Source organism: Vibrio methylphosphonaticus (assembly GCF_023634655.1).
GTDB lineage: Bacteria > Pseudomonadota > Gammaproteobacteria > Enterobacterales > Vibrionaceae > Vibrio > Vibrio methylphosphonaticus.
In genome coordinates this window covers 16077-42819 of record NZ_JAMKMS010000027.1, presented here as the reverse complement: position 1 = coordinate 42819, position 26743 = coordinate 16077, and the positions used below count along the sequence as shown (strand labels likewise).

Here is a 26743-nt window from a genome sequence, read left to right as displayed (position 1 = left end):
TCACGTGATGCTACGGCATGAATTCGCTCTAAATTATCGTGATCACAGTGTTGACCTAATTTGGTAGAGAGAGGGTTACCGTTATATGGGCACTGTTTTCGCCTTGTATAGCTCGTTCGCCAAATGAAATCCGGATTTAGTATGAACTGTAAGGTTGCACCAGGTTTTGCTCTCTTCTCAATTAAGCCAAACTCTATTAGAAACTTGATTGCTTGATGAACGCTGGATTTGCTTACATTTAGGTTTTTTTGAATATCGACTTGTTTGATATGGACGACATTTTTGTAGTTGGTGTAACTACAGAGAAGAATAAGTACTTGAACAGCGATGGCACCACTGTGTTTTGCAACCTCTCGGATCGCTCTCAGTCCATAGTCGCTTTGGACTTGGTGAAAATTCCTGTTTTTTTCTTCGTATTCTAGCTGCTCTTTCTCTTCTTCTGCTTTGACTCGTAAGTCTGCTTGTTTTGCCTTTGTATCGGCGACTTTGAGGATTTTTTTAAAATCACTTTCCATAATATGCTCCTGATATGACGGAATGTTACAAAAGCTGAGCAGTCTTATTCAATTGAAATTTAGTTTTTACTTCTGAAGTTGACCTGGTTTGAAAGTGAGTTGCGATCACGGTCGAAAAGCTTTTATCGAATGTAGGTGAAGTAAAAGTTAGGAAAGTGCGGTGGCGAGGAGATAGTAGAAGAAGGTTCTATTAAGTAATTGAAAAGTAGCTGATAAATTTTGATTTAGGTTAGGTGGTGAAAACGTAGGTGGCTGGTAGATAACACCTTAAAACAGAGTCACGTTATACGGTGTTTTGGTAAATAGATATGGCTGAAGCGAAAAGTGAGTCAAGAAAGCTGTAAAGGGATACTAGTATATCGTAACTGATCTCTGTGACTCAGTTTTGCCCCATTAATTGTTTCGGAGATTTATCAGGTTCTGGCTAGAGCACCATTTGCCCCAAATAAAGCTCACGCGAATGGAATTGCCTAATATATCGATGATAATCGAGTGACAGTTGAAATCTCAAAGTTGGTTAAGAGTTACGATTAAACTAGCAAAAGTGAGCGGTCATTCACAGTTCTGAGTGAAATGCTCTCTATCAGAAATGCACTGTAAATCACTCGTAAACTGTCACAAAATTACAACCCATTTTATGGCAATCTGGTGAGGGTAAGTGTTTAAAAACGGCTCTACATACTATTAAGGGGCTGAAGGGGCGTTTTGAGGTTCAAAATTGGCTATTTACCATAATGGGCACAATCTACACCGGAAATATCGAGTGTCCATCTCAGTAAACCAAATGAGATTGTGATTTGATAGGTATAGATTTACTGGTTACTAGGCGGAAATAATCCGTCTAATAACTGTTATAGAGCTTCAATGGATTAGGTACATGGAAAAATTTACGAAATATTGGTTTAGCTTTTTTAGTTTTGCATTAGGCACTGCCGGAGTCATCATTTTAATGTCTACATATGTAGACGACCGAAAAGCATTTAGCCAAACATTATCTGACATTGGCGCATTTGGTAGCTTTCTCGGAGGTTGTGCGACAATTATCGCCGCGATAGCGGCAGTTATTGGTGTTAATAGTTGGATAAATCAAACTAAGCTGGGCCCTTATCTAGCTTATATATGGGATGCGAAAGTAACCTTAAGAAGAATTAATAGCCAAAACATGAACTGGTATATTTACAAATATCAGGCGAGGCAAGTAAGTTCCGTATCTCATGAGGGTAAAGAACAAATCACCCAGTTAATCACTGACTGCAAAAAACAATTAGAAATTGAGTTTTCCGCGTTAGAAAATCAATTTGATCATATAGACCAAATTATTGATAAAAAAGACTACCTTTGGGCAAATCGGTTTTCTCAGTACAAAAGAGCTTGGCAAAAGATCGATACTTACCTCACTGAAAATCCTCAGCCTGAGTTTGATGAAACAGACTTGAAAGAATTTCTGACGGATAATTCAGAGTTAGTTAAGTTAAATAATCAATTCAGCGAAGGTTACGACTTTCTGTGTAGCCAATTGGATGCATTAGAAGAGAAGCATACAAAAGCGCTATAACAATACTGTTTAAGCAGGTTCGTCAAACCTGGATTGAACATAACATCCGTTATGCGCATCAAAAAATAGTGCTCTAGCAAGCGTAAGCCTGTTGCTTTCGCTTGCTAACTAAAACTCACTTTGCAATACCTATACTTATTGATAGTTCACTAATTTAGCAAAATCACTAGCACGTTTCTGCCCCATTATAAGCTAGGGGTATCTTGTATCTAATTTGTTTGCACTGTTATTTGACCTACTTTTTCTTATAGATAAAAGAGTCGACAGAGTTGGTAGCTATTCCCCTCTTTTTTTCATATGACCGCAAATGTCATCTAGCCAGTTGTTTTTCCATGCTGCGCTGTAAGCACCGCGAGATGAAATGCGGAAGTTATTTCTTCGTTGATACTTAAGTGCTTCATTGTGGCAGTTTTTCTTTGTCCAGTAACCATATGATGTATCGTTACTCTTTCGCATATGAGCGCAGCAAGCCTCAAGCCAACCATTGTCATTTGCAGCGTTAAAGCCTGTATGACAGTATTTTCTGAACTCTGATTTAGTTTGGTACTTCTGTGCTTCAGTCATACAAGTTTCCTTTGTCCAACTTGCACGTCTCTGATTTTTTTTAGGTGGGGGCATATGTGAGCAAATGTCATCTAGCCAGTTGTTGTACGGTTTCTGTGAAGCGTTATATGCACTTCTGGATCCTCGCATGAATTCAGTTCTAGAGGAGTATTTTAGAGCTTCTTGAAGGCAGTTTTCTTTTTGATCCCAATGACCTTTGGGGTATTTTAAACGAGAAGGTGCCATATGCTGACATATCTCATCTAGCCAGCCTTTAACTCGGGCTCTGTGATAAGCAGAAGATTTACCTTTCTCGAAGTCAACTCGTTGAGAGTACAATGATGCGAATTTAGCACACTCTTTTTTAGTTAATGGTTCCTTCTCTCCACCTAAACCACCTAATGCACTTTTGTGGTTTAGCATTATAATGCCTTTAGATGAATAATACCGTTCCAGCTCAGCTTCCTTATCACTTGCTTCAAGGGCAGGAAGGTAAGGGGTAACTTGTCTAAATGTCACGTCTGATTGTTGTACTAGGGACTTTGTTGACTTTGTATCCCCTCGTTTGTGGGCAGCTATTCGCTTTTGATAGTTAGCCGTTAAACCAACGTACCCCTCGTTTTTTAGGGGGCTGTAAATGAAATAAAGGCACCGAAACTCCTTATTGCCAACAACCTCCATATGAGAGGATATATCATCTAACCAACCATTAATGTGTGCTCGTTTATATGCGCCTGCACTACCTCGCTGGAACTCGGTTCTTGTTTGGTACTTTAGAGCTTCCTTATGACATATCTCTTTATTATTCCAATGACTAGGTGAATAGCGAGGCTTTGATGTCATGTGTGAGCATATCTCATCCAGAAAACCTTGTTTTCTTGCTGCTTGATAGGCACCAGGTGCGTGCTTAATAAAGCTGTCTCTTGTAGTATACTTTTTGGCTTCTTCAGAGCACTTGGTTTTTGTCCATTTGCCTTTTTCTGAAGTCATATGGCTACAAACTATTTCCTGCCAGTTATGCTTGTATGTAGCATGGTATGCATCGGAAGCTGCGTTTCTAAAGGCTACTTTTGTTTCAAACTCTTTGGCTATGGAAATACATCTATCGAGAGTCCAATGACCGTTTTCTTTTTTCTTGTGTTTTAGATGTGAGCATACCTCATCCATCCAGCCATGTTTTACCGCAGCCTTGTAAGCAGCACTGTACTGCTTAATAAACTGTGTTCTTGAACCGCACTCTAGTGCCGCTGAGTGACATTTTTCTTTTGTCCAATAGTTTCTTGGGAATCGTTTTTTCGTCATATGAACCTCTATATTTAAAGATAATGCCATATGACGTGTTGGGTCTACAAATGCTGCTTGTGGGAAGTGAGGGAAGTCCTATGAACAAGAACATGACGAAGAAATGTGACAGTGTGGCACTTACAAATACAAAAACAGTGCCATACAAACGACTATGGCATCATTTCAGGGTACATATTCTAATGTAGAATTTTAACTCTAACGTATTTCTGCCCCAAAATCAGCTAGATCAAAGATTCTAAATCACTTTAGTCTACAAAATATTCGAGCTCTACCACTGAATAACCATTCAACCTGCTGCATCTAAACTTAATAAGGCCACTTTTAAAGTTAGACTGGAGGTCAATTATGTGGACGAAGAAAGGTCACCTAACTGGGCAGAAAAAGCCCTTCAAGCTCGAGGATATCTGGCGAATTCGCACTAGACTAGAAATCGAAGGCAATATCATGGAATTGGCCCTGCTCAATCTCGCTATCGATTGCAAGTTGCGTTCTTGTGACTTGCTAAGAATGAAAGTGAGAGATATTTCTTCCGGTGGTGTGATTCAAGATCGTGTGCTTTACAGCCAAAGTAAAACGGGCAGAGAGGTACAGTTTGAGATCACTTCACGCACTGCACAATCATTAACTCAATGGTTAATGCATAGCCAACTTTCGGCTCAAGACTATTTGTTTCCCAGTCCCCGTAAACAAGGGAGGCCTTTGAGTTATAGTTGCTATGCCACCATTATTCACCGCTGGGCAACGGAACTTGGCTACGATCCCTATCTTTATGGAACGCATTCCATGCGTCGCACCAAGGCGACATTGATTTACGCTCGAACTAAAAATATACGGGCTGTACAACTGTTACTAGGGCACGTGAAATTAGACAATACTATTCGTTATCTGGGTGTTGAAATTGAAGATGCATTGAATATCTCAGAAGGAATTGACTCATAGGACGATTAGATAGTGACGAATGGTATCTTACTGTTATCAACAATATTGATTTAATTCAATACTGTATAGTTTGATTTTGTCTAGTGAGTGGCGTATTTGTGCTTTCATGAAGGCTGTTTTTATACCAAACGCATCGACGTCAGTGGGTCATTTTTACATCGGCGTTGACACTGACTCTTGCGATCTCTATTACCTAAGCTTTCGGGACGAGTATAGAAACTTTCAATTCGTCCAAAACTGACTAGATGATTTAGGAAAAATGCTCAGTAATAATATAAAGGGCCACTAAAACTGAGTGGCCCAATATTTATGGCTATAAACAACACCATTCATCTACTTCAAGGCATTCTTCAGTCAAAATATGGCTGCGCTTGTCTGGAGTGACACGGCCTGTTTTAATGGCAAGATACATGTGCTTAACGAGTGGGCTTATGACGCCACTCTCGTACCGATGAAAAGTCCTTTTAAACTTCATGTTAAAAGATCAAGCACGGTGATGTGGGTATTGGGTTAGCAATGTCAATCTATGTTAGGTCTTGTTTTTTGAGTTTGAATTTCTGCATTCAGGAACGTGAGCAGTCAGATCATTTAAGTCAGTAAGAACTGCTAAGTATGGAGATTGATGCTTAAGGTTTTTATCTACCACACTCTTCTTGGTGTTAAGCAATTCGGTTTCATTTTTGATGTTATTGTTTGCAGCTTTAATTTTTGACTCTAAATTCAGATTGACAACATTGTACCCAGAGTCAGTGATTTTAAATCTGCCTGACGAAGAGAGCGAAGCCGAATCTTCAATCGAGAGCTTAAGTTTAAGCAATTCGGTTAATAACTTTCCTTTTGTCTCTGTATCGAGACTATCTTCAAAGGCATCTAAAGACGCAGTCAATTGCCTAACCTTAGTTCGAGCATTTACAAAGGAAATCTCATCTGCTGCAATAAGTTTTGTGACTACTTTCAGGTGTTTCATTTTATCTGTCAATTTAGCTACTGAAGGATCTAAACAGGTGTAGGAAAGTTCGTACACGCTAAAGCCATTTATAACAGTGAAGCCAGCTTCAGATGTTTCCTTTTTTGCTGAGTTAGACTCTTCGCCTGTACCTATCTTTGCTGATGACTGTTCGTTCCAATTGAGGATTCTGACATTTGGGCTATCCACTATCGATGTCACAGCTTCCTGTTTTTCATCTACAACCCTTTGTTGTGCTGCCATTTTAGAACTACACTCAGTGGTATTGGCGCAATCAAGCAGCGTATTTGTTGCTTGCTTTAGCGCTGTATTTAATTCAAAAATTTGTTTATTGAGGTTAATTCCTTTATTGGGCTCTGAAGGCTCAGCAGCATAGTGTTTATACTTTATGACGAACTCTGAGTTCTTCATAATGCTTGATCTTTCTGAAAGGCAATTTGCACTTAGGGGGGAGCGTAACCTTGAAGCATAACAAAGCTCTCCAATTGTATAAGGAAGTTGCCCATCTAGGCTGACTTGCGTGGTCTGAAGAGGGTATACACGAATTGGGTCATTGATTGCTCCTTCATTGGTTGCACTGTAAGTCATTCCATCAAAAACCGTCAGTTTATTAGAAGTACCACAACCTGATAAAACCAACACCCCCATGGCACTAGTTAGAAGCTTCCGTTTCATTGAGAACATCCTGTTAATCATTGGTTTAATTTTAAATAATGGTTCAACTTCAAACAGAAGTCAGTATTGAGTTGATATTTTTGTGATTTATATCATTTGGCTGTGAATCTGGAATTGATAGCAGTGGTATAAGTGAAGTTATGTGAGCTTTTCAACCCTCGGTTTTGTGGCTCCGTCTAAAAGTTCAATTGATCTTGTTTAATTGTGACAGCAATGGCGAACTTAAACTTTTCTCAAGACCCTCGGTTCGAAACTCCTCAACCATTCTCTACATGTCCTTTACATTTATGCAGCATGGATTTTGACACCATAGCTGAGTTGACATTGATTAGTGAGGACAAGTGATGAATCAAACGATTTTTATTACCAATCGTGCATTAAATAGAGGCAAGAATAAGAAAGTATCCCTATTTTCTGAAAAATTAGATGCGAATGGCGAGTTAAGATATGCCATAGCGACTCCTGTAGATAAAAAGAAAACTATCAGTCGCAAGATCTCTGGCGGCATGAGTCGTCCAACTAGAGTTACGAAAGTAGAACAAACCTTTGATTTAGAAGTGGTTGAAAGTAGTAATCTTCCAGTAACGATGCAGAATATTGTAGCGAATGATAACGGTTGTCCTTGGGTGTTTTTTCTGCATGGAAATAATCAAAGTCTCAAGAAGAACCTAATAAAAAGCCGAAAAATTCAGCAAGAGTACAACTGCAACTTGGTGATATATTCTTGGCCATCCAAATCTTATGAACCATACATGCTTCAAACTTTAGCTGTTGGTGCCGCGTTGACAGCTAACCCTACTACAGCTTTACTGGGGAAATTGGTACTCAAAAAGTCATTTAAAAGAAAGATTAAGCAGTATAAAGAAGCTCGAAAACATGCGGAAGCAAGTTACGCTGATTTTGCTAGAGCTTTTGAATATATTGCTCACAATATTTTCTCCGACTTTAAGCAGCGAGGTTTGCACATCTCACTGCTTGTGCATAGTTTAGGTCATGAGGTGCTTAAGCGTGCGATTCAAGAGCAACCTGAACAGTTAAGTGCGATAGAGCTTGATCGTGTTATGTTGCATCAGGGAGATGTTCAATATACAAACCACGGCGCTTGGGTCAACTCAATTCCATTTTCTAGTCAAGAGAATACCTATATTACGGCCAACAAATACGATTCAGTTTTGCTATTGTCAGGGTTGGTTAATAATAATGGTAATCCACTTAAAGTATTAACCAGATTGGGAAATTGTTTATCTGAGGAAAACAGAAGTAACGCCAAGTATATCGATTTTACGGACATGCCGAGCGTGAAATTTGGTCATGGCATTGCATGGGATGAAAATCGCAGTGAACAAGTTGATTCGATTTGTAAGCAAGCTTTGCTCGGTGCAAGTGATGGCTAGTGCGTTAGAAAAAGGAAAGTTCATGCAGCGCAGAATTCACTATTTCTTACCTAAGATTATTAGCGGATTATCGTCAATTAGGTGATGGATTTTTTCTCGCAAAGTAAAAAAGCGCCATAACCGGCGCTTAACTGAACTATTAGGGAAAGCTAAATCTTAAGCAAATCGCTCCGCTCGAGACGCAGCCTCGGCGGCATCGCGGGCGCTTTGCTCCGCATCTGAAGCTGAGCTTTTCGCCTCAGATACACTGCCCTCAATGCTGACCTTCAGGCTAATGGCATCATCCTTGCAGCTTTCCGCTTCGCCTTTGGCTTCGCCGGCCGCCTCCATAAACATTCGAGTTTGAGTGCAGTGGTTACCGGCTTGAATCATATGCTCACCTGCGTTTGTCATATAACTCTCAGCTTTGGCTGCGTGTTGCAGTGCATCTTGCACCGCGGCTTCACCTTGACTTCTCATCTGTTCCAAAACACCCACTAATTGGTTGGCAGCATCTCGTGCTTGAGCCAATAATTGTTCAGCCTCCTCTTTGGCTGCAAGGGCATCGGCTTTTGCTTGCATTGCAACAGCATTTGCTTGAGACGCTTCATTCCTAAGGTGTTGAATACTGTGCAGTGCGCTACTGGCTTGCTCTGCTTCATTATCTGCTAAAGAAGCACTTTCTGCGGCTTTACTCAGTTCAGCTTCAATCTGACTGGCGGTAGTTTGTGCTTGGCTTTGTGCACTTTGCGCCTCATTGTTAGCTGATTGTGCTGAACTTGACGCTGTTTGTGCTGAGGACTGTGCCGATTCCGCATTGCCTGCAAAATTTTGCGCTTGTGAGGCTGCGTTCGCAGCAGTGCTTTGGTCGCTGGATGCTTGCTGAGCGGCTTGATTGCTTTTCTCAGCAAACTCGGTGGCTTTTTCGTTGGCAGTTTGCGCCTGTTGCTGCTGTTCAGCCGCACCTTGCGCTGCGGCCTGCGCTGAAGCTTGTGCAGCACTGGTGGCTTCGCTGGCCGCTTCGGCCGCTGTTTGAGCAGTCAACGTATCGTCCTTGGCGGTTTCTGCTTCATTTTGTGCATCTTGAGCTTCAGAGCTGGCTTGCGCTGCTTGTTGTTGTGCTTGCTCTGTTTGACTTTGTGCCATTAAGGATGCGTCTTTCGCGGTTTCGCTTTGAGTTTGAGCCTGTGCACTGGCTTGACTCGCTTGCTGACTTTGTTGTTGCGCGGATTGCGCACTTTGGCTGGCCGAATCTGCGGAGGATTGGAATTGTTGCGCTTGTTGCAATGCAGTTTGTGCATCAGATTGAGCCGCTTGAGCGTGTTGATTTGCCCCTTCGGCTTGCGACTGAGCACTTTGTGCACCTTGGTTCGCGCTTTCCGCTTGCGATTGAGCGCTTTGTGCAGAAGTTTGCGCATGTTGAGCTTCGCTAGCAGCTTGTGCTGCTTGCGATTGTGACTGGCTCGTTTCACTTGCAGCTCGCCCAGCCATTGCGGCCGCTGCGGTTGTAGCAGTCAGCTCTGATTGAGCATCACTAGCGGCGCTTTGCGCCGTACGAGCTTCAGTTTGTGCTTCATTTGCCGCGCTGCCTGCTTGGCTAGATGCTTGGCGTGCTTCTGCCGCCTCACTGCTTGCGCTATCAGAGGCTCTTGCTGCACTCGCAGCTTGTTCTCGCGCATCACTTGCCGCTTGGCTCGCAGTATTAAAGTGTTGCTGAGCAGATTGACTTACCTGAGCGGTGTGTTCGACATGTTGTTGAGTTTGCACCACATTTTGATTGGTATTGTCGGCATCTTTTTGAGCCTGACTGCTTGCTTGGGTGGATACTTGTGCTTGCTGTTGTGATTGGCTCGCAGACTGCTGACTCGCTTCATTTTGTTGCTGAGCCAGCGAAGCTTCATTTTGTGCCCGCTGTCTATCAAGCTCAGAGTTTTGAGCCAGTTGTTGTATTTTCTCAGCCTGAGCTCTGGCTTGGGCCAGTTGCTGCTCTAGATTCGTTCGAATATCGTTATGTTCACTTGAAGGCATAGTGGTGACCTTTGTTTCCATCCAATGACATTTTGTATATCGCTGCTGCCATAATTTATTACGAAGCAGCTTCCCTGATTTGCTTAGTGTAGCGGAATTTATAACATTGTCATTCCTACTATTGTTGTTGTGAAATTGTTAAGTGCTATTTGCTTTGATATCTATCACTGACGTGAATGGAATGGCTGTAATGCTATTTGATGAGTAAATGGGTGTTAAATAAAAACGAGTCAGTCCCGTATTATATAGGGTTTCTGGGGTGGCAGGCCTCTTATCACACCTTGGAATTAAGAATGTTAATGAGTAGAATAGACGTAAGCAGTCAAAATTGATAATTAACATGATAGTAATATTTCTAGATTCGTGTGTATCACAAATTACTGATTTGCTGTGTCAAAATAAAAAAGTAAAGATTTGCACCTAGCAAGTTTATAAGGATAGGAATTACATGGAAAATTTGGCACTGCTGCGCCAACAGTTCAGTACATCTAGTCAACAGGCGACACATATAAGTCAAGCTTTGGAGCTTGGTCAAGCACAAACACCGCTTAGCGAGAAGTTTCAACACCTTGCTACTCAGTCCCAAAGTCAGGATTTCCACCTCACCCTAATCGGGCTATCCGGTGCTGCCCGAAATGCGGCAATTAACTGGCTCTATGGGCAAGAATATAGTGTTTTCGCCATTAATCACGAAAAAGCGATCGGTTTACTAGAAATTACTCTTAAAAAACAAGGTTACAGCCTAGAGCAGAACGGCACGCGTCAAGAGTTTGATGATTGGACAAGTTTAGAAAAGGTGCTGGGTGAAGGGCTCTCTTTTGGAGATACGCCTCAAAACCTCAAGTTGGATGTGCCAAGCGAAAAAGGTCTACAAAACTTAACGATTTATATTCCCGATAGTATCACCACTCTAAAAACCTACCCAGCGGCATTAACTCGGGTACTGATGAACAGTAACGTTCTGGCTATTGCGGGGGAAGCAGAAGCGGAATTAAGAGATGAAGATGCGAGAGAGTTGGAGCAATTAGCGGCTCAAATGCAAGGCTTTTGGCCGCTAATCCATGTGCCTGATCTCACCAAAGGGATACAGCTACCTGAAAATGGCTGGTTCAACCATTTTCGTTGCCCAATACGTTTGCCGGAACAGTTATTAACGGATGTAGCAGAAACCTCAATTCCAGACATTCTAACTAACCCAAATGACCCTATGCGTCAAAAGCTGAACTTACTAAGTCAAAGTAATGCGCTGCTTCAAGGGGTTGATGCGTTAAATGATGAATTTGAGCAGCAAGCGAAAAAACTCACCAATCGTAAAAAACGTGAAAGTCGCCAAACAGAGCGTGCTGACAATGGAAATGGCTACTCCATTATGCTTGATAGTGCGTTAAAACAGCGCATTAATGATGAGTTTAATGATCTAAATAAGAATCTAGCGGAGCTGAGCCGCAAGCGCGAAACGCCTAACGCAACCAACGTTGTTAACTTAGCGGCGTTTGTTGAACAGTTGGATGTTGATGGACTTGACCAACACAAGCAGCACAAAATTATCAAACTTGGCTTAAGCGATGATTATCAGCAGCAATTACTGGCAGTGATTAAACAGCAAAGTGACCAGTTTTTGATTCAAGATGTGTTAACTCTTGAACAAGGCTTGGCGAATATCACCATGCTAATCAAGAACCACCCACAAACTGAGCAGTATCAATTATCATCACACACGTTTTCAAAATCTCGCCTTCAACAAGAGCTGCAAGAAGTGCTGGGGATAGAAATTCGTTACCAAGGCGAGTTGCCGCACCAAGGTTTTTTGGCGCGATTAGGCGCTGGCCGTCAGGCGATGATGGGCTTGATGTTTGTCGGTATGGTGCTGGGGGCGTTTAGCCCTAACCTTCGTTCGGTACTGATGTTGCTAGGCTTGCCACTATTTTTTGCTGGTGTGATTTACTCATACATTTCTTTTCCAAAAGAAGAAGCGGCAAGAATGGAAAAAGAGCTGCATAAAGTTCGTGGGGAAGTGAATAACATCGCTAAGCGATTGGTCTCTGAAACGAATCGTTTGAAAGTTAATCAAATTAATCGCTTTTTAGATCAGCAAAAACGCCATTGGCTCAGCGAGCTAGAGAGTCAACACAAAACCCACGTAGAAGAAAAACGCCAGCAGCAACAGTTTGAGGCCAAACAAGCCAACCAGCGTATTGCGGTTGTTGAACAGCAACTTCGCCAACTGAAGATGCAGACGCAACCCATCAATCAATTGCAGCGTCAGGTAGAAGCCCTGATCAATCAGTTACAAACATCCTAGAATCAAGAATTAGGCGATACAATATGGATATCAATCAAGCAAAGCAAAAGCTTGGGCTAACGGATGAAGCCTTAGCCAGTCAGCCAGAAACCACAATCAAAACTGCGTTAGCGGAAAAGCAGCGGTTGTTGGACGAAAAAATCAGCTCAGCACCCACGCCAGCATTAGCGGACAAGTTTCGACAATCAAAAGTAGACCTAGAGCAGGTTACTCAATGGCTATTAAGTGAATTCGCTAATGAGGCCAACAACCAGCCAGAGACAACACAATCGACTCGTTCCGCTAGTTCATCACTGAGCCAAACTATGATGGCGGATATGCCGTTATCTGGAACTGCGTTTGATACTGGTTCTTCGATGACAACAAGTCAAGTGACAGCCTTACCCATCGGTCATAAGCTAGCTAACCGTTACCGCATTACCGAAGTTCTCGGCCATGGCGGAATGGGTGTGGTTTATGCTGCTTTTGATGAAGTGAAGGAACAAGCTATAGCGATTAAAATGGTGTTGCCGCATTTATCACAAAGTGAGCGTGCCAAACAGCGTTTTATGGACGAAGCCAAGTTATCGAGCAACTTGTCTCATCCAAGTATTGTTAATGTATTCGACGTGCAGCAAGACGGTGAGCACCTGTTCTTAACCATGGAGCTGCTCGAAGGACAAGAGCTGCGTGCTTTGCTCAGCAATCAGCAGCAACTCAACCAGCAAATGGAAATCGACGATGCCCTAGACATCATCAACAAGCTTTGCGATGCCCTTGAATACGCTCACCGGCACACGGTGCATCGTGACATTAAGCCAGAGAACATCTTCTTATGTGAAGATGGCAGCGTAAAGCTAATGGACTTTGGCATTGCTCGCGTGCTCAGCAACACCCAGCGCACCCAAACAGGCGCCGCTACAGGTACTGCTTACTATATGGCACCCGAGCAACTCAAAGGAATGGGAACGATTGATGGTCGTGCCGATCAATACGCTTTAGCGGTCCTTTTATATGAAATGCTGACAGGTGAAGTGCCAACAGGTCGAATTGAAAGTTTATGCGAAGTAAGAGCAGATGTGCTTCAAGGTCTGTCTGATGCTGTAGACCAAGGGTTATCGAACAAGCCAGACCAACGCTTTGCTGATATCACCACTTTTAATCGGGCTCTAACTAGCACGGCTAAGCCTGCTAAAGCTCAAATCACCCAAATAAGCAAGCGCAGCAGTCATACCAGCAACAAGTTTGTTCCTGTGGCGCTCTCCATTGCACTTTTGACAGGCACTGGCTTTGCTTATCAACAAGGGTTACTCGATGGCATTATTGCTGATTTAACTCCTGTCGATAAAGCCCTTATTGCCGAGCATCAAGCCCAAGCAGGGCGCTTGCAAGGTGAGATTAAAACTATCGCTCGCCGCTTCGATAATGGAGTGCGTGATTTAACTTCAGAGTTGCGCGATGCCGAGCGCAATAACAGTAACAACCTTGAACTGCTGCGCCTTGCCCAGCGCCTGACGAAAGATTACTTGGTTGATGGTAATCTCATTCCAGATCTAGAAGGTAAGCTTGCGCAAGCGCAAACTTTGTTACGTACTCAAAACCTTAATGAACAGCGAAGTGCTCAAACACTATTGCTACTTGAAGAAGTTAAGGCCGGCTATCAAAACTTATGGCAAGAATTTAATGCCAGCAAAAGTCTTTATGCCAGCCAAACCAAGGCGACCAGCGCGAAAGCCCAGCTTGAAGTCTATCTAGCGAAACAAGGCTATGGTCAATCTGAGAAAGTAAAGCAAGGGCTATCCGCTTATCAAATGGCAATGCAAGCACGCAGTGAAGGGCATTTTACTCAAGCAAACAAGGTGTTTTCTGAGAGTGAACCGCTACTGACACAGGCGCTGGTGCAAGCTAAACAGGTAGAAGTTCTAAAAACTAAAGCTAAAAGCTCGAAAACTCAGTTAGAAGCTTATTTAACCAAGCAGGGCTACGGTCAGTCAGAGCAAGGAAAACAAGGCGTATCTTTGTATCAAGATGCGATAGAAGGCGCAGGAGAAGGGAACCTTGTACAGGCGAGTAAATCTTTTTCTAATAGTGCAGCGTTAATGAAACAAGCCTTATCCCAGGCAAAACATGTTAACTCTGCCTTCCGTATAGCACAGAAATCGCAAGTTAATTTGTATGAAGCAATTGAAAAGTACTCTTTACAGACACCAGAGCAAGTTGAAGCGAAAGCTTTTCTTAAACAAGGGAATAGTTTTGCCCGCCACGGTTTGTATTCAGAAGCTATTCAAAGAATTGACAATGCAGCTCAAAGCTACGAAAGCCTCCTTAATGGATTGTCTGGTGATATTGACAAGGTAAAAGAAAGGAGGGTTCAAGCATCAAAAATCGCGCGTGAAAAAGCTGCTCGTGAAAAAGCTGCTCGTGAAAAAGCTGCTCGTGAAAAAGCTGCTAGAGATAAAGCCCTTAAAATCAAAAGCTTGATTGGTAAGATGGTGGTTATACCATCAGGAAGTTTTTTGATGGGTGCATCTGGTACGTATTTTTTGGATGACCGTCTTAAGATGCGTCATAGTAAGGACGTTCAACCAGTTCATAAAGTATCGCTACCAAGCTTTAAAATGATGGAACATGAAGTGACTTTTGCTTTGTGGGATGCTTGCGTGGCTGATGGTGGCTGCAGTCACAGGCCTAGTGATGAAGGGTGGGGACGAGATAAGCGCCCAGTAATCAACGTGAGTTTTAAAGACATTAATGAGCAATTTATTCCATGGATTTCTAAAATTACTGGTAGCGAATATAGCTTACCAAGCGAAGCTCAGTGGGAATATGCCGCGAGGGCAGGAGGACGCGGGTTATTTAGTTGGGGCAGTAGTACTGGCTTCGCCCGCGCTAATTGTGAAGACTGTGGTAGTCGGTGGGATGATCGTAAAACCGCACCTGTAAAAAGTTTTTCTAGTAACCGCTGGGGGTTATTTGATATGCATGGTAACGTTTCAGAACTGACAAATGATTGCTGGAACGATAATTATTTAGGGGCACCAACTAATGGCAATGTTTGGAGTTCTGGTGATTGCACTATGCGAGTACTCCGCGGTGGCAGATTTTCAGCCAAATCGTGGCATATGATGTTGATGCAGCGCCAAAAATATTATGTTTTATTTTCCCGTTCAACTACAGTAGGGTTTCGTTTAGTCCAAGATGACTAGTCTTCCAAACATTTGTAAAGTGATTTAAGGAAGAACTTTGGTGTTTAAGATACCTGAATCTATTTCGCAAATGACAGAGTAGCTACATTTGCACCTTATATGAAGAACCTACGTTCAGTTCTTTTGGCAATCACTTTGAAACTTACTGTTAAAGTAGTAAACCTCTACATGCGGCACCTTACTACTAAAAAATTGAACGATTAACACTAACCATAATGTATGGGAATAGACGCAAGATTATTGGAACGGTAGCTATCGTGGTGCCCCGAAAATGCCAAAGCTTAGAAGTCAGGCAAGTGTGGAAAACGGGTCTTTCGCGGCGGGCCTTGGTACTATAGTCCGAGTAATCTGCGCTCAGCCAGTCGCAGCTGCATTTTGCTTGGAGACCGTTACGACGATGTTAGCTTTTGCTTAGTCCAGAGCCAATAATTTCCCTTTACACTTTTTTCTTTTTCCTTTTTTGTGTGTTCACAGAGCTTGATAATAAACTCATAGTGCACAACAACGAGGGAATACTACGAATCAAACAAGGACAGTGATGTATATTGGCATTGATTTAGGCACCACTTTCTCCCTAGTGGCGTATGTGAATCCGCAAGGTGGGCCTGCTTTGTTTCATGACTTTCATGAGGTAGATGAATACCGTACCCCTTCTTGTGTGCACATTGGTGAAGCTGGCGTGCTGGTAGGCGGTGCGCTTGAAGAGTTGCTCGATGATGAACCAGAGATTACGCAAGCACGCTTTTTTAAGCTGGCATTAGGGCAATCTCAAGTCGTTTATCACGACGAGTTAGGGCGTGATTGGTCGCCACAGGGACTATCGGCGCTTGTACTCAAGAAGCTTTTAAAAGACGTGCAAGCGGCAACCCCTGAGCCGATTGAAGGTGCGTTGATTGCCGTACCCGCCAACTTTACTGATAGTCAAAGAAAAGCCACCAAAGAGGCCGCTAAGTTGGCCGGATTAAAGCACGTTAAGTTAGTGGAAGAGCCTGTGGCCGCGGCTACCTTTTATGGCTATCAGCAGCAAGGTGATAATACATATTTTGTCTACGACTTAGGCGGGGGTACTTTTGATGCTACGGTTCTACAGGTTGGAGATGATGGCTTGTATACACTTGCTGCACAAGGCAGCAATACCCATGGTGGCAAACATATTGATGATATAATCATCGCCTATGTGATGGATGAGTTTGAGCGTCGTTATGGCCAATGTGAATTGGACGCTGCCAATCAAACCAAGCTGCGCCGTTACGCTCAAGAGGTCAAAGTAAAACTTTCCAAACCAGGTAAAAGCCATCTATCAAAAACCTTGGTCATCGCAGGGCAAACTTTAGACTTTGTCCTTACGCAAGATAAGTTTAATCAACTGCTCGAACAGTTTGTTGAACAAACATTAGAAGTGTGTGAGCGCTGCTTGCAGGCCGCTGGTATGGATTGGTCGTTTATTGACACCTTGTTACTAACTGGCGGGTCATCGCTGTTGCCTTTGGTAAAGGATAGAGTAGCAATAGCCGCTGGGCGATCGCCTAATGACTTAGTGTGTCGCCAACCCCACCAAGCGGTGGCCTATGGGGCGGCTTTGCTGGCTGAGCAAGTGTTTACAACTTCACCAGTGAAAAGTAAAACGTTGCAAGGTGTATGTTCATACAACCTTGGTTTTCGTGCGATTGGTAGTGATGGTAAACCCAAAGTGAAAGTTCTCATCGATCAAAACAGCCCTGTGCCGGCTTTAGCGAGCCATACGTTCTATACAAATCGTGATGATCAAACTCGTATGGTGTTAGAGGTCGTACAACAACAAGATGATAAAGAGCCGATTAGCTTAGGTGTGAGCAGTTTTTTAATTGAAAATCCGAAGAAACACCATGGCATAGAAGTAACACTAGGGTATGACTTAGAAGGCTTGGTAACCATTAGTGCCAAAGACCCAGCTACCCAAAAAGTCATAGAGCATGTATTAGGGGAAGAATCTTTGGCTCTCAATGCGCAACTATTGCAAGAGCAACAATGGTTAGAGCAAATTGAGGTCAATGTTTAATGCTGGTTGATGTTGTTGCTTTTTCGCACGCAGGACATGTATATCAACACAATGAAGATGCTTACGTGCTTGATGAGGTGAACCAAAGTTATGTCATAGCAGATGGTATGGGTGGCCACAATAGTGGAGAGGTAGCGAGTGATATAGCGGTACAAAGCTACCAACAAGCTTTACTTGAGCATCAACCCATTGAACAAAGAGCGCACTATTGCCATCAAGCTATTTTGAATCATGCCAATGAACACCCAAAATACGAAGGCATGGGCAGTACCTTATTGGCAGTGCAATTGGTCGGTAACGCAGTAGAGTTTACTTGGGTAGGAGACTCACGACTGTATTGGTTCGCTAACGGAAAGCTGGTGCGTTTAAGTGAGGATCACTCATTCGTGCAAGACCTAATTGATAGAGGGATTTTGACTGAAGAAGAAGCATTAACCCACCAACAGCGCAATTTAATTACCCAAGGCTTAGGCATGAAAAAGCCTTTAAAGCCCAGCAGCGCTACGTTTTATCCATTTCACTCTGGGGTATTGCTGCTGTGCAGTGATGGCGTTAGTGATATGCTCAGTGATAGCCAAATCTCTCAAGCTTTTAAGTTGCCTTCCCTAAAAGACCAAGCCAATGCATTGAACGCCGCCGTTTTAGCTACAGAGGCGCGTGATAACTTTACTGCTATCTTAGTATCTATTGATGTGAGTCATTATGCGCTGTGAGTTAATATATATTCTTTTTTCTAAAGTTAGGCCTAAAGCCTTAAGATTTTTTCACTAAATAATAGTTGTCCAAAAACGATTTAGGTGGCTAACTGAATTTGTGTGATCACCGAGCGATTCTGTCGACTTTAATTACCAAGCGATTCTGATTTGTGATATCTGTTAGGTGGTGATTTTGTAGTAAGGATATGACAAGTGCTTTGCTGAAAGGTCTAAATCTTAAGCTAGTATCGGTGAGTATTAGATGCGCTGTTATAGAGGGACTTTTAGAGAATTTTAGGCGGCGCATCTGAAGTGATTCGTGAGGCATGTCACGTAACGTAAACAATGATAAAAAGTATGTGTAGATGTATAGGAAATTTAAAATCTGACTAATTTCCATTTAAAAACATATGGTTACTTATTATTGTTAATCTCTCACTCACCGCCACATTCTTTAAAAAAGACGTCTTCGGACGTCTTTTTTAGTTTATAAATCAGTGAATCACCTCAAATCAACGTCCATACTTCTCATTAAAATCCACGCATTTGATGTATAAGGAAAGGTATAGTTTACTTTCCCTGCCGGCATCGCTATACATTTTTTCTAGAAAATCTATACATCCGACCCATTTCCTCATGTCAGCGTGAGTTATTCAACTGTTTGTTATTAAGGCGTTTTTAGTAACGATGTATAGCCAGAAACTGGCTCAATAAGGCCATGAAGAACTTTATGTTCCAAGCCAATCACAAAAACTGTTATCCCCTTGAAAAAGGGGATCTCATTCAGCGCGTTGTAAACTGATTTACGTGACTTAGTCAAAATTTTTCAATTACCTACGCGATGTAAGAGATCCTCACTTTTGTGAGGATGACGAATTCATTGATGGTTGGGTATTGGGTTAACTAAAAATCTTCTGTCCAGAAACGTTATAGACAGGACTTTCTAAATCGAAAGTGCTGTCTGTAACTGGTGCTTTAAGCAATCAAGACAGTGCAATAATTTTTCAAGGTGGCTTGGATAAGGGAGCGAATTCTTGGTGGAGCTGTGGTCTCTAACTCGCTCGGTTGTTGTAGTCTTGGTAATATCGAGTTTGATTCGTGCTTTGGTCTGATGTTGATTGCGGTGCTCTAAAGCTTAAGCAAATGACATCGATACAAGTCTCTTGTGCTGCTTTGTGATAGGACTATATTAGTCGCAATAACTAGAATAGTCCTGACCAACTGAACTCATCCTTCACTGTTGAATGAACGTCCAATTTCAGATTTTATAACCCTGAAAGCAGCGCTAGAACTTCCCACCATTTACCCATTCTTTTTTAGGTGGTACAGGCTCTTGGTTTACCCATATCTCTTTAATCTGACCGCTCTCAATCCGGAAAAGATCGAAACGCGCAACCTCGAGATCATGTTCAATAACCCGGCTGTAAGCTGCTACGAAGTTACCTTGACCGATAATCTTAAACACATGGTCATAGCCACCAATATAGCCATCCAAAGGGCTCACATCTGAGGCTTGATAAACGGCTAACTCCTCGTGTTGGAGGTATGTTGATAGCTTGTCTTTCTGCCCTAGTACCATGACATCACATAAAAAATCACGGATAAGGTTTTTATTCTCTTCTGTTTTATCTAGATCAGTATGATTAGTTGGCCCTTGCAGTCGACCTTCCCCTTCGGTTGATTGAGCTTCGAAGGCAGAGATCACATCCCAATGTTCAATAATTTTATCGTCACTATCAGTATCGAATAAATCCGTAGTCACCCACTTGTACTCGCCATTATTAATGTCTTGGAATGCTTGAACAAACACGAATTGGCCATCGACTATTGATCGTATGATTTTTATGTCTCTGACAGGACAGCGTTTTAAGAACGGCTCAAAGAACTCAACAAAACCATCAATACCATTGCGCACCCCAGTGCTGTGTTGAGTATAACGTTGACCGGTGTACTTCGTTACGGCTTCTAATGCATGACCATCGCGGATACCTTCCATATACAGATTAGTCGCATTCGCTAGCTTATTACTCATAGATAGTTACTCCAAACTCAATAGTGCCAAAGTACGTTATTTGGCTCGTACGCTTTAAACCCTGATGACGACAATCTCAGGTGTCCTTTTTACCGCCAACTTTTTACTGACAAATTGTTGAATAGGCTCCACCATCGCATCGCTGTTCAAAACTCAGTTAAGCTCGATATACCTCTACAGAATATCGAGCCTTTACAGCTTAATTAGTCACTGTCGTTATTGTTTGGCGTGGTAAGCTTTAGATACTGCGTAGCTATCCTCAAACCAGTTCCAACTCTTCACTTTGCCATCTTCAACTTGAACTGCCCAGCTGAATTTACCGGTGTCTACACCAGATTCATTCGCGATAGCACTCATGCTACCCATGAATACTGCTTGGTCGCCGTTTACAAAACTATAGTCTGTCGACCAGCTTGTTACTTTCAAACCTGCGCCAAACAGAGGAAAGAAAGTGTTGAGCACTTTTTCTTTTGACTCCCAGTTACCAATCCAAGGGATGTCGGCGTCACCTTCGTTGTGCCAGACAAAATCATCGGCCATCAATGCCTCAAGTTTTTCCATATCACCAGAGCCTGCCGCCCATAAGAATGCTTGAGCCGTTTCTAGTGTCTTCGCTGAATCGACAGCTTTTGTTTCATCAGCAAGGGCTGGAGTAAGTTGAAAAAAAGCGAGAAGACTCGCTAGACCGATAAGTAGATTTTTCTTTAACATTGTCTTTCTCCTGATTGTCAATTTTGAAGCTATCGCTAGTAAGAAAGCCTCTCCTTTGATACCTCAACGCGATGGCGCAGCTTTTGGGGAGAAAGGACATCCTCGGAATCTGCCTGTTGATTGCCAAAAATACAACCACTTGCGGTGCCTAGCGCTTTGAACATGATTTCGGAAACAAAGCCGGTCAGATAGTGTTTTATTTACTGTGTTGTCAGCCAATATATTGGATAATATGGCAATAGTAGATTATGGAAGGAAAAATGTGATGAGTAAAAAAATGACCATGGCGGAGATTTCAAGACAGCTTGGGATTTCAACAATGACCGTGTCACGTTACTTTAATGACGGTTATGTGTCGGCTGAAAATCGCCTTAAGATTGATGCTATCGTCAAAGAAAGTCATTACACCCCTAATATATTTGCTCGTTCGATTCGTAGCCAATCTAATATTATTGGTTTCGTTGCTCCTCGTATTGATTCATATACAACGAGTTTAGTTATTAAAGGGGCGCTGGCTGCTGCCAATGAATCACAAGTACGAATGCTGTTTCACGCCTCTGGGTTCGACCATGAGGCAGAATGCCAAGCGGTTAGAGAGTTCAATGGCCTAAATGCATTAGGCACCATTATTATTGCTTCAAAGCACAGTGTCGAAGAGAAATTTTATCGAACCTTAGACAATGTGTTATTTATTGGCAAAAATACACCCCACCATTGCTGCTTATATTATCCAGACCAAGCCGCGATTAAAGCATTAGTGTCACAGACCATCACTCAGTTAAAAGAGCAGCAGGCCCCGCTTGCAGGCGTACATTATATTTATGATGAGCGTATGCTTTCAAGCCGTACCAAATCGATGCAAACCACCATTACTAACACCGCACCTGAGTTGAATTTTTCGTTACAAGCACTGGCCAACTCGGAGCAAAAAATCGGCTACCAAGCAATTCAATTACAGCCCAATAATATCTATTTTTGTGCCACCGATAATATTGCCATTCGTTTATATCGCCGCGCCAAAGAACAGCAGTTAAAAATTGGTCACAACGTGTGGATTGTAGGCATGGGAGACTATGACTACAGCGACTTATTAGTACCCAGCCTTACAACTGTCTCTTTTAATTACTATCAAGTGGGCTACCAAGCTGTTAAAAAATTGATAAAACGCGACTTCAGTTCGGTTGAAGGCACATTTGAATTAAAAGCGAGAGAAAGCTCACAGTTCCTTTAAAAGTACATTGTGTCGAGCGAGGTAATCTTTAATCCTATGTGTTAACGATAACACATAAGCCCAAATAGATGACACACACCGATCATATGCACTTAAAACCACTCGCGTGGTGGAAGAAAGCAACCGCCTACCAAATTTATCCCCGTAGTTTCTATGATACAAACCAAGACGGTATTGGTGACATTAAGGGAATCATTGCCAAGTTGGACTATTTTGCTGATTTGGGCATTGATTTGTTATGGATTTGTCCATTCTATGCATCACCGAATGATGACAACGGTTATGATATTAGTGACTATCAAGCCATTCATCCTGACTTTGGAACTCTTGAGGATGTGGATGAATTAATCACTGCTGCTCATGAACGTGGCATTCGCATCATCATGGATTTAGTGATTAACCACACCAGCGATGAGCATCCGTGGTTTATCGAATCGCGAGATAACAAAGATAGCCCTAAGCGTGATTGGTATATTTGGCGTGATGGCTGTGAGCCTACAGCTGAAAAACCGACTTGTGAACCAAATAACTGGGAAAGTATTTTCCATGGTAGTGCATGGGAATACGATAGCAAAACTGCACAATACTATTTGCACCTATTTTCTAAAAAGCAGCCTGACCTCAATTGGGAAAACCCTGAAGTTAAACAAGCATTATTCAAAATGATTCATTGGTGGCTGGAGCGTGGTATTGATGGTTTTCGTGTGGATGCGATTAGCCATATTCAGAAACAAGCTGGTTTACCCTCCTTACCCAATCCAAAGGGTGAAGATTATGTCTCTTCATTTGATTACCACATGAATGTTAAAGGTATTGAGAAGCACCTGTATGAATTAAAAGAGAAGGCGTTTTCTCCCTTTGATATCGTGACAGTTGGTGAGGCAAATGGGGTGACTGCTGACAACGCATTACCTTGGGTCGCCGAAGGTAACGAGCATGACCAAGGTGGTGTTTTTAACATGATTTTTCAGTTTGAACACATGAAACTATGGTCAGAAGAGCAAAGTAACGAGCATTTTGATCTAGTGGAATTCAAGCGCATTTTATCCCACTGGCAAGATGCATTAGAAGGCAAAGGTTGGAATGCGCTTTATTTAGAGAACCATGATCAAGCTCGTAGTATTGATACCTTTGCTGACCCTGACTATTGGTATAGCAGTGCTACCGCGTTAGCAAGTTGTTATTTTTTGATGAAAGGTACTCCGTTTATTTATCAGGGCCAAGAAATCGGCATGGTAAATCATCAGTTTACTTCTCTTAACGACTTTAATGATGTGTCTGCAAGAAATTTGATTCAAAAACTGGCGCAAAAAGGGCACAGCGATGCCAATATTTTAGCATTGTTAAATCAAGTATCCCGAGACCATAGTCGTTTACCAATGCAGTGGAATGACCGGGACTTTGCCGGTTTTTCTGAAGTACAACCTTGGTTTTCTGTCAATCAACAGCACGCAAATATTAATGTTGAGCAACAACAGAAAGACCCAAATTCGATTTTGAATTTTTATAAGCAGTTGATTGCTTTGCGCAAGTCAAATGAAAGCTTGGTGATTGGTCGTTATCAGTTACTGCTACCTAACGACCCTAGTATCTATGCGTATCAACGTATATCTCAAGATATGACATGGACCATTATTACCAATTTAAGTGCACAAGAGAGTGTCGTTAATATCGATAGTGCTCAATTAGGAGAGTTAATGCTTGATAACCAAACTCTCAATAATGAACACGTTCGTTCAGATTTTATAACGAGTAAAATAGCCCCCGCCTATGCAGCTTATGTATTCGTAAGAAAACATTAAGTTATATTTTTGGCAGGGCCGTTGATAGCGTTAGCCTGTATTTCAACAAAGGAATTATTTATGAGTAAGTTACTGTCGTTTGATTTTTGGCAACGATTTGGGAAGTCCCTTATCGTTGTGATCGCGGTGATGCCTGCCGCTGGTATTATGATATCACTAGGTAAAGTTGTCGCGATGTATGCGGGTGGTATCGGAGCCATTGAAACATTAGGCACTATTATGGAAAACATAGGCTGGGGGATAATTGTTAACCTTCACCTATTATTTGCTGTCGCTATTGGTGGCTCATGGGCAAAAGAGCGAGCTGGCGGTGCGTTTGCCGCGCTCATTGCCTTCATCTTAATTAACCGTACTACCGGGGTGATACTGGGTGTAGATAACGCTATGCTGGGTGACCCCCAGGCGGTTGTGATGAGCCTATTTGGCTCTGAGCTGCCTGTTTCTCAATTTTTCACTAATATTTTGGGCGCTCCTGCACTTAATATGGGTGTCTTTATTGGCATTATGTCTGGCTATTTAGGTGCCAACTTATATAACCGTTATTATGATTTCTCTCGGTTACCTCAGGCATTGGCATTTTTTAACGGTAAGCGTTTTGTACCTTTTGTTGTTATTTTCTATTCGGTGATCATTGCATTTGGTTTATCGGTAGTATGGCCACTAATTCAAAGTGCACTGAATGATTTTGGTCAATGGATTGCAACCTCTAAAGACACTGCGCCTATCACTGCTCCTTTCTTATATGGTGCGTTAGAGCGTTTATTATTGCCATTTGGTTTACATCACACCTTAACGATTCCAATGAATTACACCGAGTTGGGTGGTTCTTACGAGCTTTTGACTGGAACGAGCGCGGGTTTAAGCGTTCATGGTCAAGATCCACTATGGCTTGCTTGGATAAGTGATTTGAATAATCTTAAACTTAGCGATCCAGCAACTTATCAGCATTTATTAGATACGGTACATCCAGCACGCTTTAAAGCGGGTCAAGTCATTATTGCAGCATCGTCGTTGATTGGTATTGGGCTTGCGATGTATCACAGTGTTGATAGTGATAAACGAGAGCAATATAAACCGATGTTTTTATCAGCGTGTCTTGCCGTGTTATTAACCGGTGTGACTGAGCCTATTGAATTCATGTTTATGTTTATTGCTCCTGTTTTGTATGTTGCACACGCCGTGTTAACAGGTATCGCATTTGCATTGGTGGATGTGATGGACCTGCGTGTACATGCCTTTGGTTTGATTGAATTATTAACTCGTATACCAATGATGGTCTCAGCGGGCATCGGTGGTGATTTAGTGCGTTTCGCGTTGGTTTCTATTGTTTTCTTTGTTGTTAACTATGGATTATTCCGTTTGCTAATTGTGAAGTTTAAATTACCAACACCGGGACGTATGGGGAACTACCTAGATGAAAGTGCAGAAACCATGTCTGAAGATGAGAAGCTTGAAATTATTATTCAGAATCTAGGGGGACGTGGCAATATTTCTGAGATCGATGCTTGTATGACGCGCCTGCGTATTACTGTTAATGATCCGTTATTGGTTGCTGAATATGCTTTATGGAAGCCTACCGGAGCACTTGGTGCTGTGGTTAAAGAACAGGGAGTACAGGTTATTTATGGCCCTGGGGTTGATGTAATTAAATCTAAGTTATTAGAGAAATATTCAGCACAACCTGTGTAATTCGCTCTCTGTCTTAGATCGAATAATCTCGAGAAACGCAGCCTTAAAGCTGCGTTTTATCTCAGTACATTAAATGAGCGAATAATAAATGAAGTTAATGACGCTAAATACCCACAGTTGGCAAGAAGACAAACAGCTCGATAAGTTGGATATAGTAGCGCAAGCCATTATCGAACAAGGGTGCGATGTGATTGCATTACAAGAAGTTAATCAACATCAAGATAGCCCGGTCGTTGATGCCAATATATTAACTAATCACACTGTGTTAGCTAATAACTATGGTTATTTATTACAGCAAAAACTCATAGAATATGGTTATCACTACCAACTTACGTGGGATTTCGTTCACCAAAGTTATGAAGTATATCAAGAGGGGCTCTCATTTTTGACTCGACTGCCCATTCTGGAACATGAGGTCATTGACTTAAATGATAACTATGATGTGAGCTTTTGGAAACATAGGCGATCAGTGCGTATTAAAGTCGCTTCTCAACAAGGTGAACTCGATTTTTATAATTGTCATTGCGGCTGGTGGAATGACTCAGAGAGCCCATTTGAGGATCAGTTCAACCGAATCATGGCAACATTACCGACAGGGTTGAGTTTTCTATTAGGCGATTTCAACAACCCAAGCCAAATACGCAATGAAGGTTATGATTATTTATTGCAGCGCGGTCTAATTGATTGTTATGAAATGGCAGAAAAAAAAGATGCAGGAATCACCGTAATTAAAAATATCGATGGTTGGGAACAAAATAGCCAGGCGTTAAGGATTGATTTGGTTCTTAGTAACCAATCGGTGGCGGTAAAGCAGCATCAAGTGATATTTAATAGCGATTTCTATCCGGTTGTATCGGATCACTTTGGGGCGTTGGTGGAAGTAGAACTTGCTTAATTTTTATTAACTCATCGCTGTTTGTGATCTTGAAATGAGAAAGTTGAGTCAGTTAAGGGAGTTATTCTTGTGTCGAATTTATAGAGTTCGAACTGGCTCAATACTTTGAAATATGACAAAGTGAAGTGAAAAACCTATGTACAGCGATTGGTAGGACTAATCCCTTTAATAAAGCGTAATAAGATTAAAATGCAATGGAAGCTACAAACTTACGCAACCAATCCAAATTGTCACGCCCGAACTCTTCAAAGGTTTCAAAGTAC

Annotated in this window: 17 protein-coding genes; 11 read left to right on the top strand and 6 right to left on the bottom strand. The window is 42.1% G+C overall.

What is annotated here, in order from left to right; all coding sequences use genetic code 11:
* On the bottom strand, positions 1–515 hold a 515-nt coding region (locus M9196_RS21505; protein ID WP_250619553.1), incomplete at its 3' end, for a replication/maintenance protein RepL.
* A gap of 877 nt (positions 516–1392) precedes the next feature.
* Between M9196_RS21505 and M9196_RS21500 the strand changes: the two genes are divergently transcribed.
* The gene (locus tag M9196_RS21500) at positions 1393–2070 is read left to right on the top strand and encodes a hypothetical protein (protein WP_250619552.1); all 678 of its coding nucleotides are present in this window, start codon (positions 1393–1395) and stop codon (positions 2068–2070) included.
* Between the two features lie 276 nt (positions 2071–2346).
* Here the strand turns inward: M9196_RS21500 and M9196_RS21495 are convergent, their stop codons facing one another.
* Positions 2347–3915 carry a GIY-YIG nuclease family protein gene (locus M9196_RS21495; RefSeq protein ID WP_250619551.1) on the bottom strand — a complete coding sequence of 523 codons (1569 nt, stop codon included), beginning with the start codon at positions 3913–3915 and terminating at the stop codon, positions 2347–2349.
* A 348-nt stretch (positions 3916–4263) separates the two neighbouring features.
* Between M9196_RS21495 and M9196_RS21490 the strand changes: the two genes are divergently transcribed.
* On the top strand, positions 4264–4857 hold the full coding sequence (locus M9196_RS21490; RefSeq protein WP_250619550.1) for a tyrosine-type recombinase/integrase: 594 nt from the start codon (positions 4264–4266) through the stop codon (positions 4855–4857).
* A 529-nt stretch (positions 4858–5386) separates the two neighbouring features.
* On the opposite strand, the gene M9196_RS21485 is transcribed toward M9196_RS21490, so the two are convergent.
* Positions 5387–6499: a hypothetical protein gene (locus M9196_RS21485; RefSeq protein ID WP_250619549.1), complete on the bottom strand. Its 1113-nt coding sequence runs from the start codon at positions 6497–6499 to the stop codon at positions 5387–5389.
* A 344-nt stretch (positions 6500–6843) separates the two neighbouring features.
* On the opposite strand from M9196_RS21485, the gene M9196_RS21480 reads away from it, so the two are divergent.
* Positions 6844–7893, top strand: a complete 1050-nt coding sequence (locus M9196_RS21480) for an alpha/beta hydrolase (RefSeq protein WP_250619548.1) — start codon at positions 6844–6846, stop codon at positions 7891–7893.
* 156 nt (positions 7894–8049) lie between these two features.
* On the opposite strand, the gene M9196_RS21475 is transcribed toward M9196_RS21480, so the two are convergent.
* Complete coding sequence (locus tag M9196_RS21475; RefSeq protein ID WP_250619547.1) at positions 8050–9900, bottom strand: coiled-coil domain-containing protein; 1851 nt, start codon at positions 9898–9900, stop codon at positions 8050–8052.
* Between the two features lie 448 nt (positions 9901–10348).
* Between M9196_RS21475 and M9196_RS21470 the strand changes: the two genes are divergently transcribed.
* The 4 genes from M9196_RS21470 to M9196_RS21455 all read left to right on the top strand — a co-directional run bounded on the left by M9196_RS21470 (position 10349) and on the right by M9196_RS21455 (position 18138).
* The gene (locus M9196_RS21470; protein WP_250619546.1) at positions 10349–12202 is read left to right on the top strand and encodes a hypothetical protein; all 1854 of its coding nucleotides are present in this window, start codon (positions 10349–10351) and stop codon (positions 12200–12202) included.
* A gap of 23 nt (positions 12203–12225) precedes the next feature.
* Complete coding sequence (locus M9196_RS21465) at positions 12226–15387, top strand: bifunctional serine/threonine-protein kinase/formylglycine-generating enzyme family protein (protein ID WP_250619545.1); 3162 nt, start codon at positions 12226–12228, stop codon at positions 15385–15387.
* A gap of 538 nt (positions 15388–15925) precedes the next feature.
* The gene (locus M9196_RS21460; RefSeq protein ID WP_250619544.1) at positions 15926–17425 is read left to right on the top strand and encodes an Hsp70 family protein; all 1500 of its coding nucleotides are present in this window, start codon (positions 15926–15928) and stop codon (positions 17423–17425) included.
* Entirely contained in the window at positions 17425–18138 is a 714-nt protein-coding gene (locus M9196_RS21455; RefSeq protein WP_250619543.1) for a PP2C family protein-serine/threonine phosphatase, read from the top strand. Before M9196_RS21460 ends, M9196_RS21455 begins: the two co-directional genes overlap by 1 nt.
* Positions 18139–19405: 1267 nt before the next feature.
* Here the strand turns inward: M9196_RS21455 and M9196_RS21450 are convergent.
* Together M9196_RS21450 and M9196_RS21445 are read right to left on the bottom strand one after the other, a co-directional pair.
* Positions 19406–20152, bottom strand: a complete 747-nt coding sequence (locus M9196_RS21450; RefSeq protein ID WP_250619542.1) for a nuclear transport factor 2 family protein — start codon at positions 20150–20152, stop codon at positions 19406–19408.
* A gap of 216 nt (positions 20153–20368) precedes the next feature.
* Entirely contained in the window at positions 20369–20863 is a 495-nt protein-coding gene (locus tag M9196_RS21445; protein WP_250619541.1) for a nuclear transport factor 2 family protein, read from the bottom strand.
* Positions 20864–21128: 265 nt separating this feature from the next.
* Between M9196_RS21445 and M9196_RS21435 the strand changes: the two genes are divergently transcribed.
* The 4 genes from M9196_RS21435 (at position 21129) to M9196_RS21420 (ending at position 26480) form a co-directional block, all read left to right on the top strand.
* Complete coding sequence (locus M9196_RS21435) at positions 21129–22094, top strand: LacI family DNA-binding transcriptional regulator (RefSeq protein ID WP_250619540.1); 966 nt, start codon at positions 21129–21131, stop codon at positions 22092–22094.
* 68 nt (positions 22095–22162) lie between these two features.
* Entirely contained in the window at positions 22163–23896 is a 1734-nt protein-coding gene (locus M9196_RS21430) for a glycoside hydrolase family 13 protein (protein WP_250619539.1), read from the top strand.
* A gap of 60 nt (positions 23897–23956) precedes the next feature.
* Positions 23957–25585 (top strand): PTS transporter subunit IIBC, encoded by a 1629-nt coding sequence (locus M9196_RS21425; protein ID WP_250619538.1) that lies wholly within the window; start codon positions 23957–23959, stop codon positions 25583–25585.
* 88 nt (positions 25586–25673) lie between these two features.
* Complete coding sequence (locus tag M9196_RS21420) at positions 25674–26480, top strand: endonuclease/exonuclease/phosphatase family protein (protein WP_250619537.1); 807 nt, start codon at positions 25674–25676, stop codon at positions 26478–26480.
* Positions 26481–26743 lie beyond the last annotated feature (263 nt).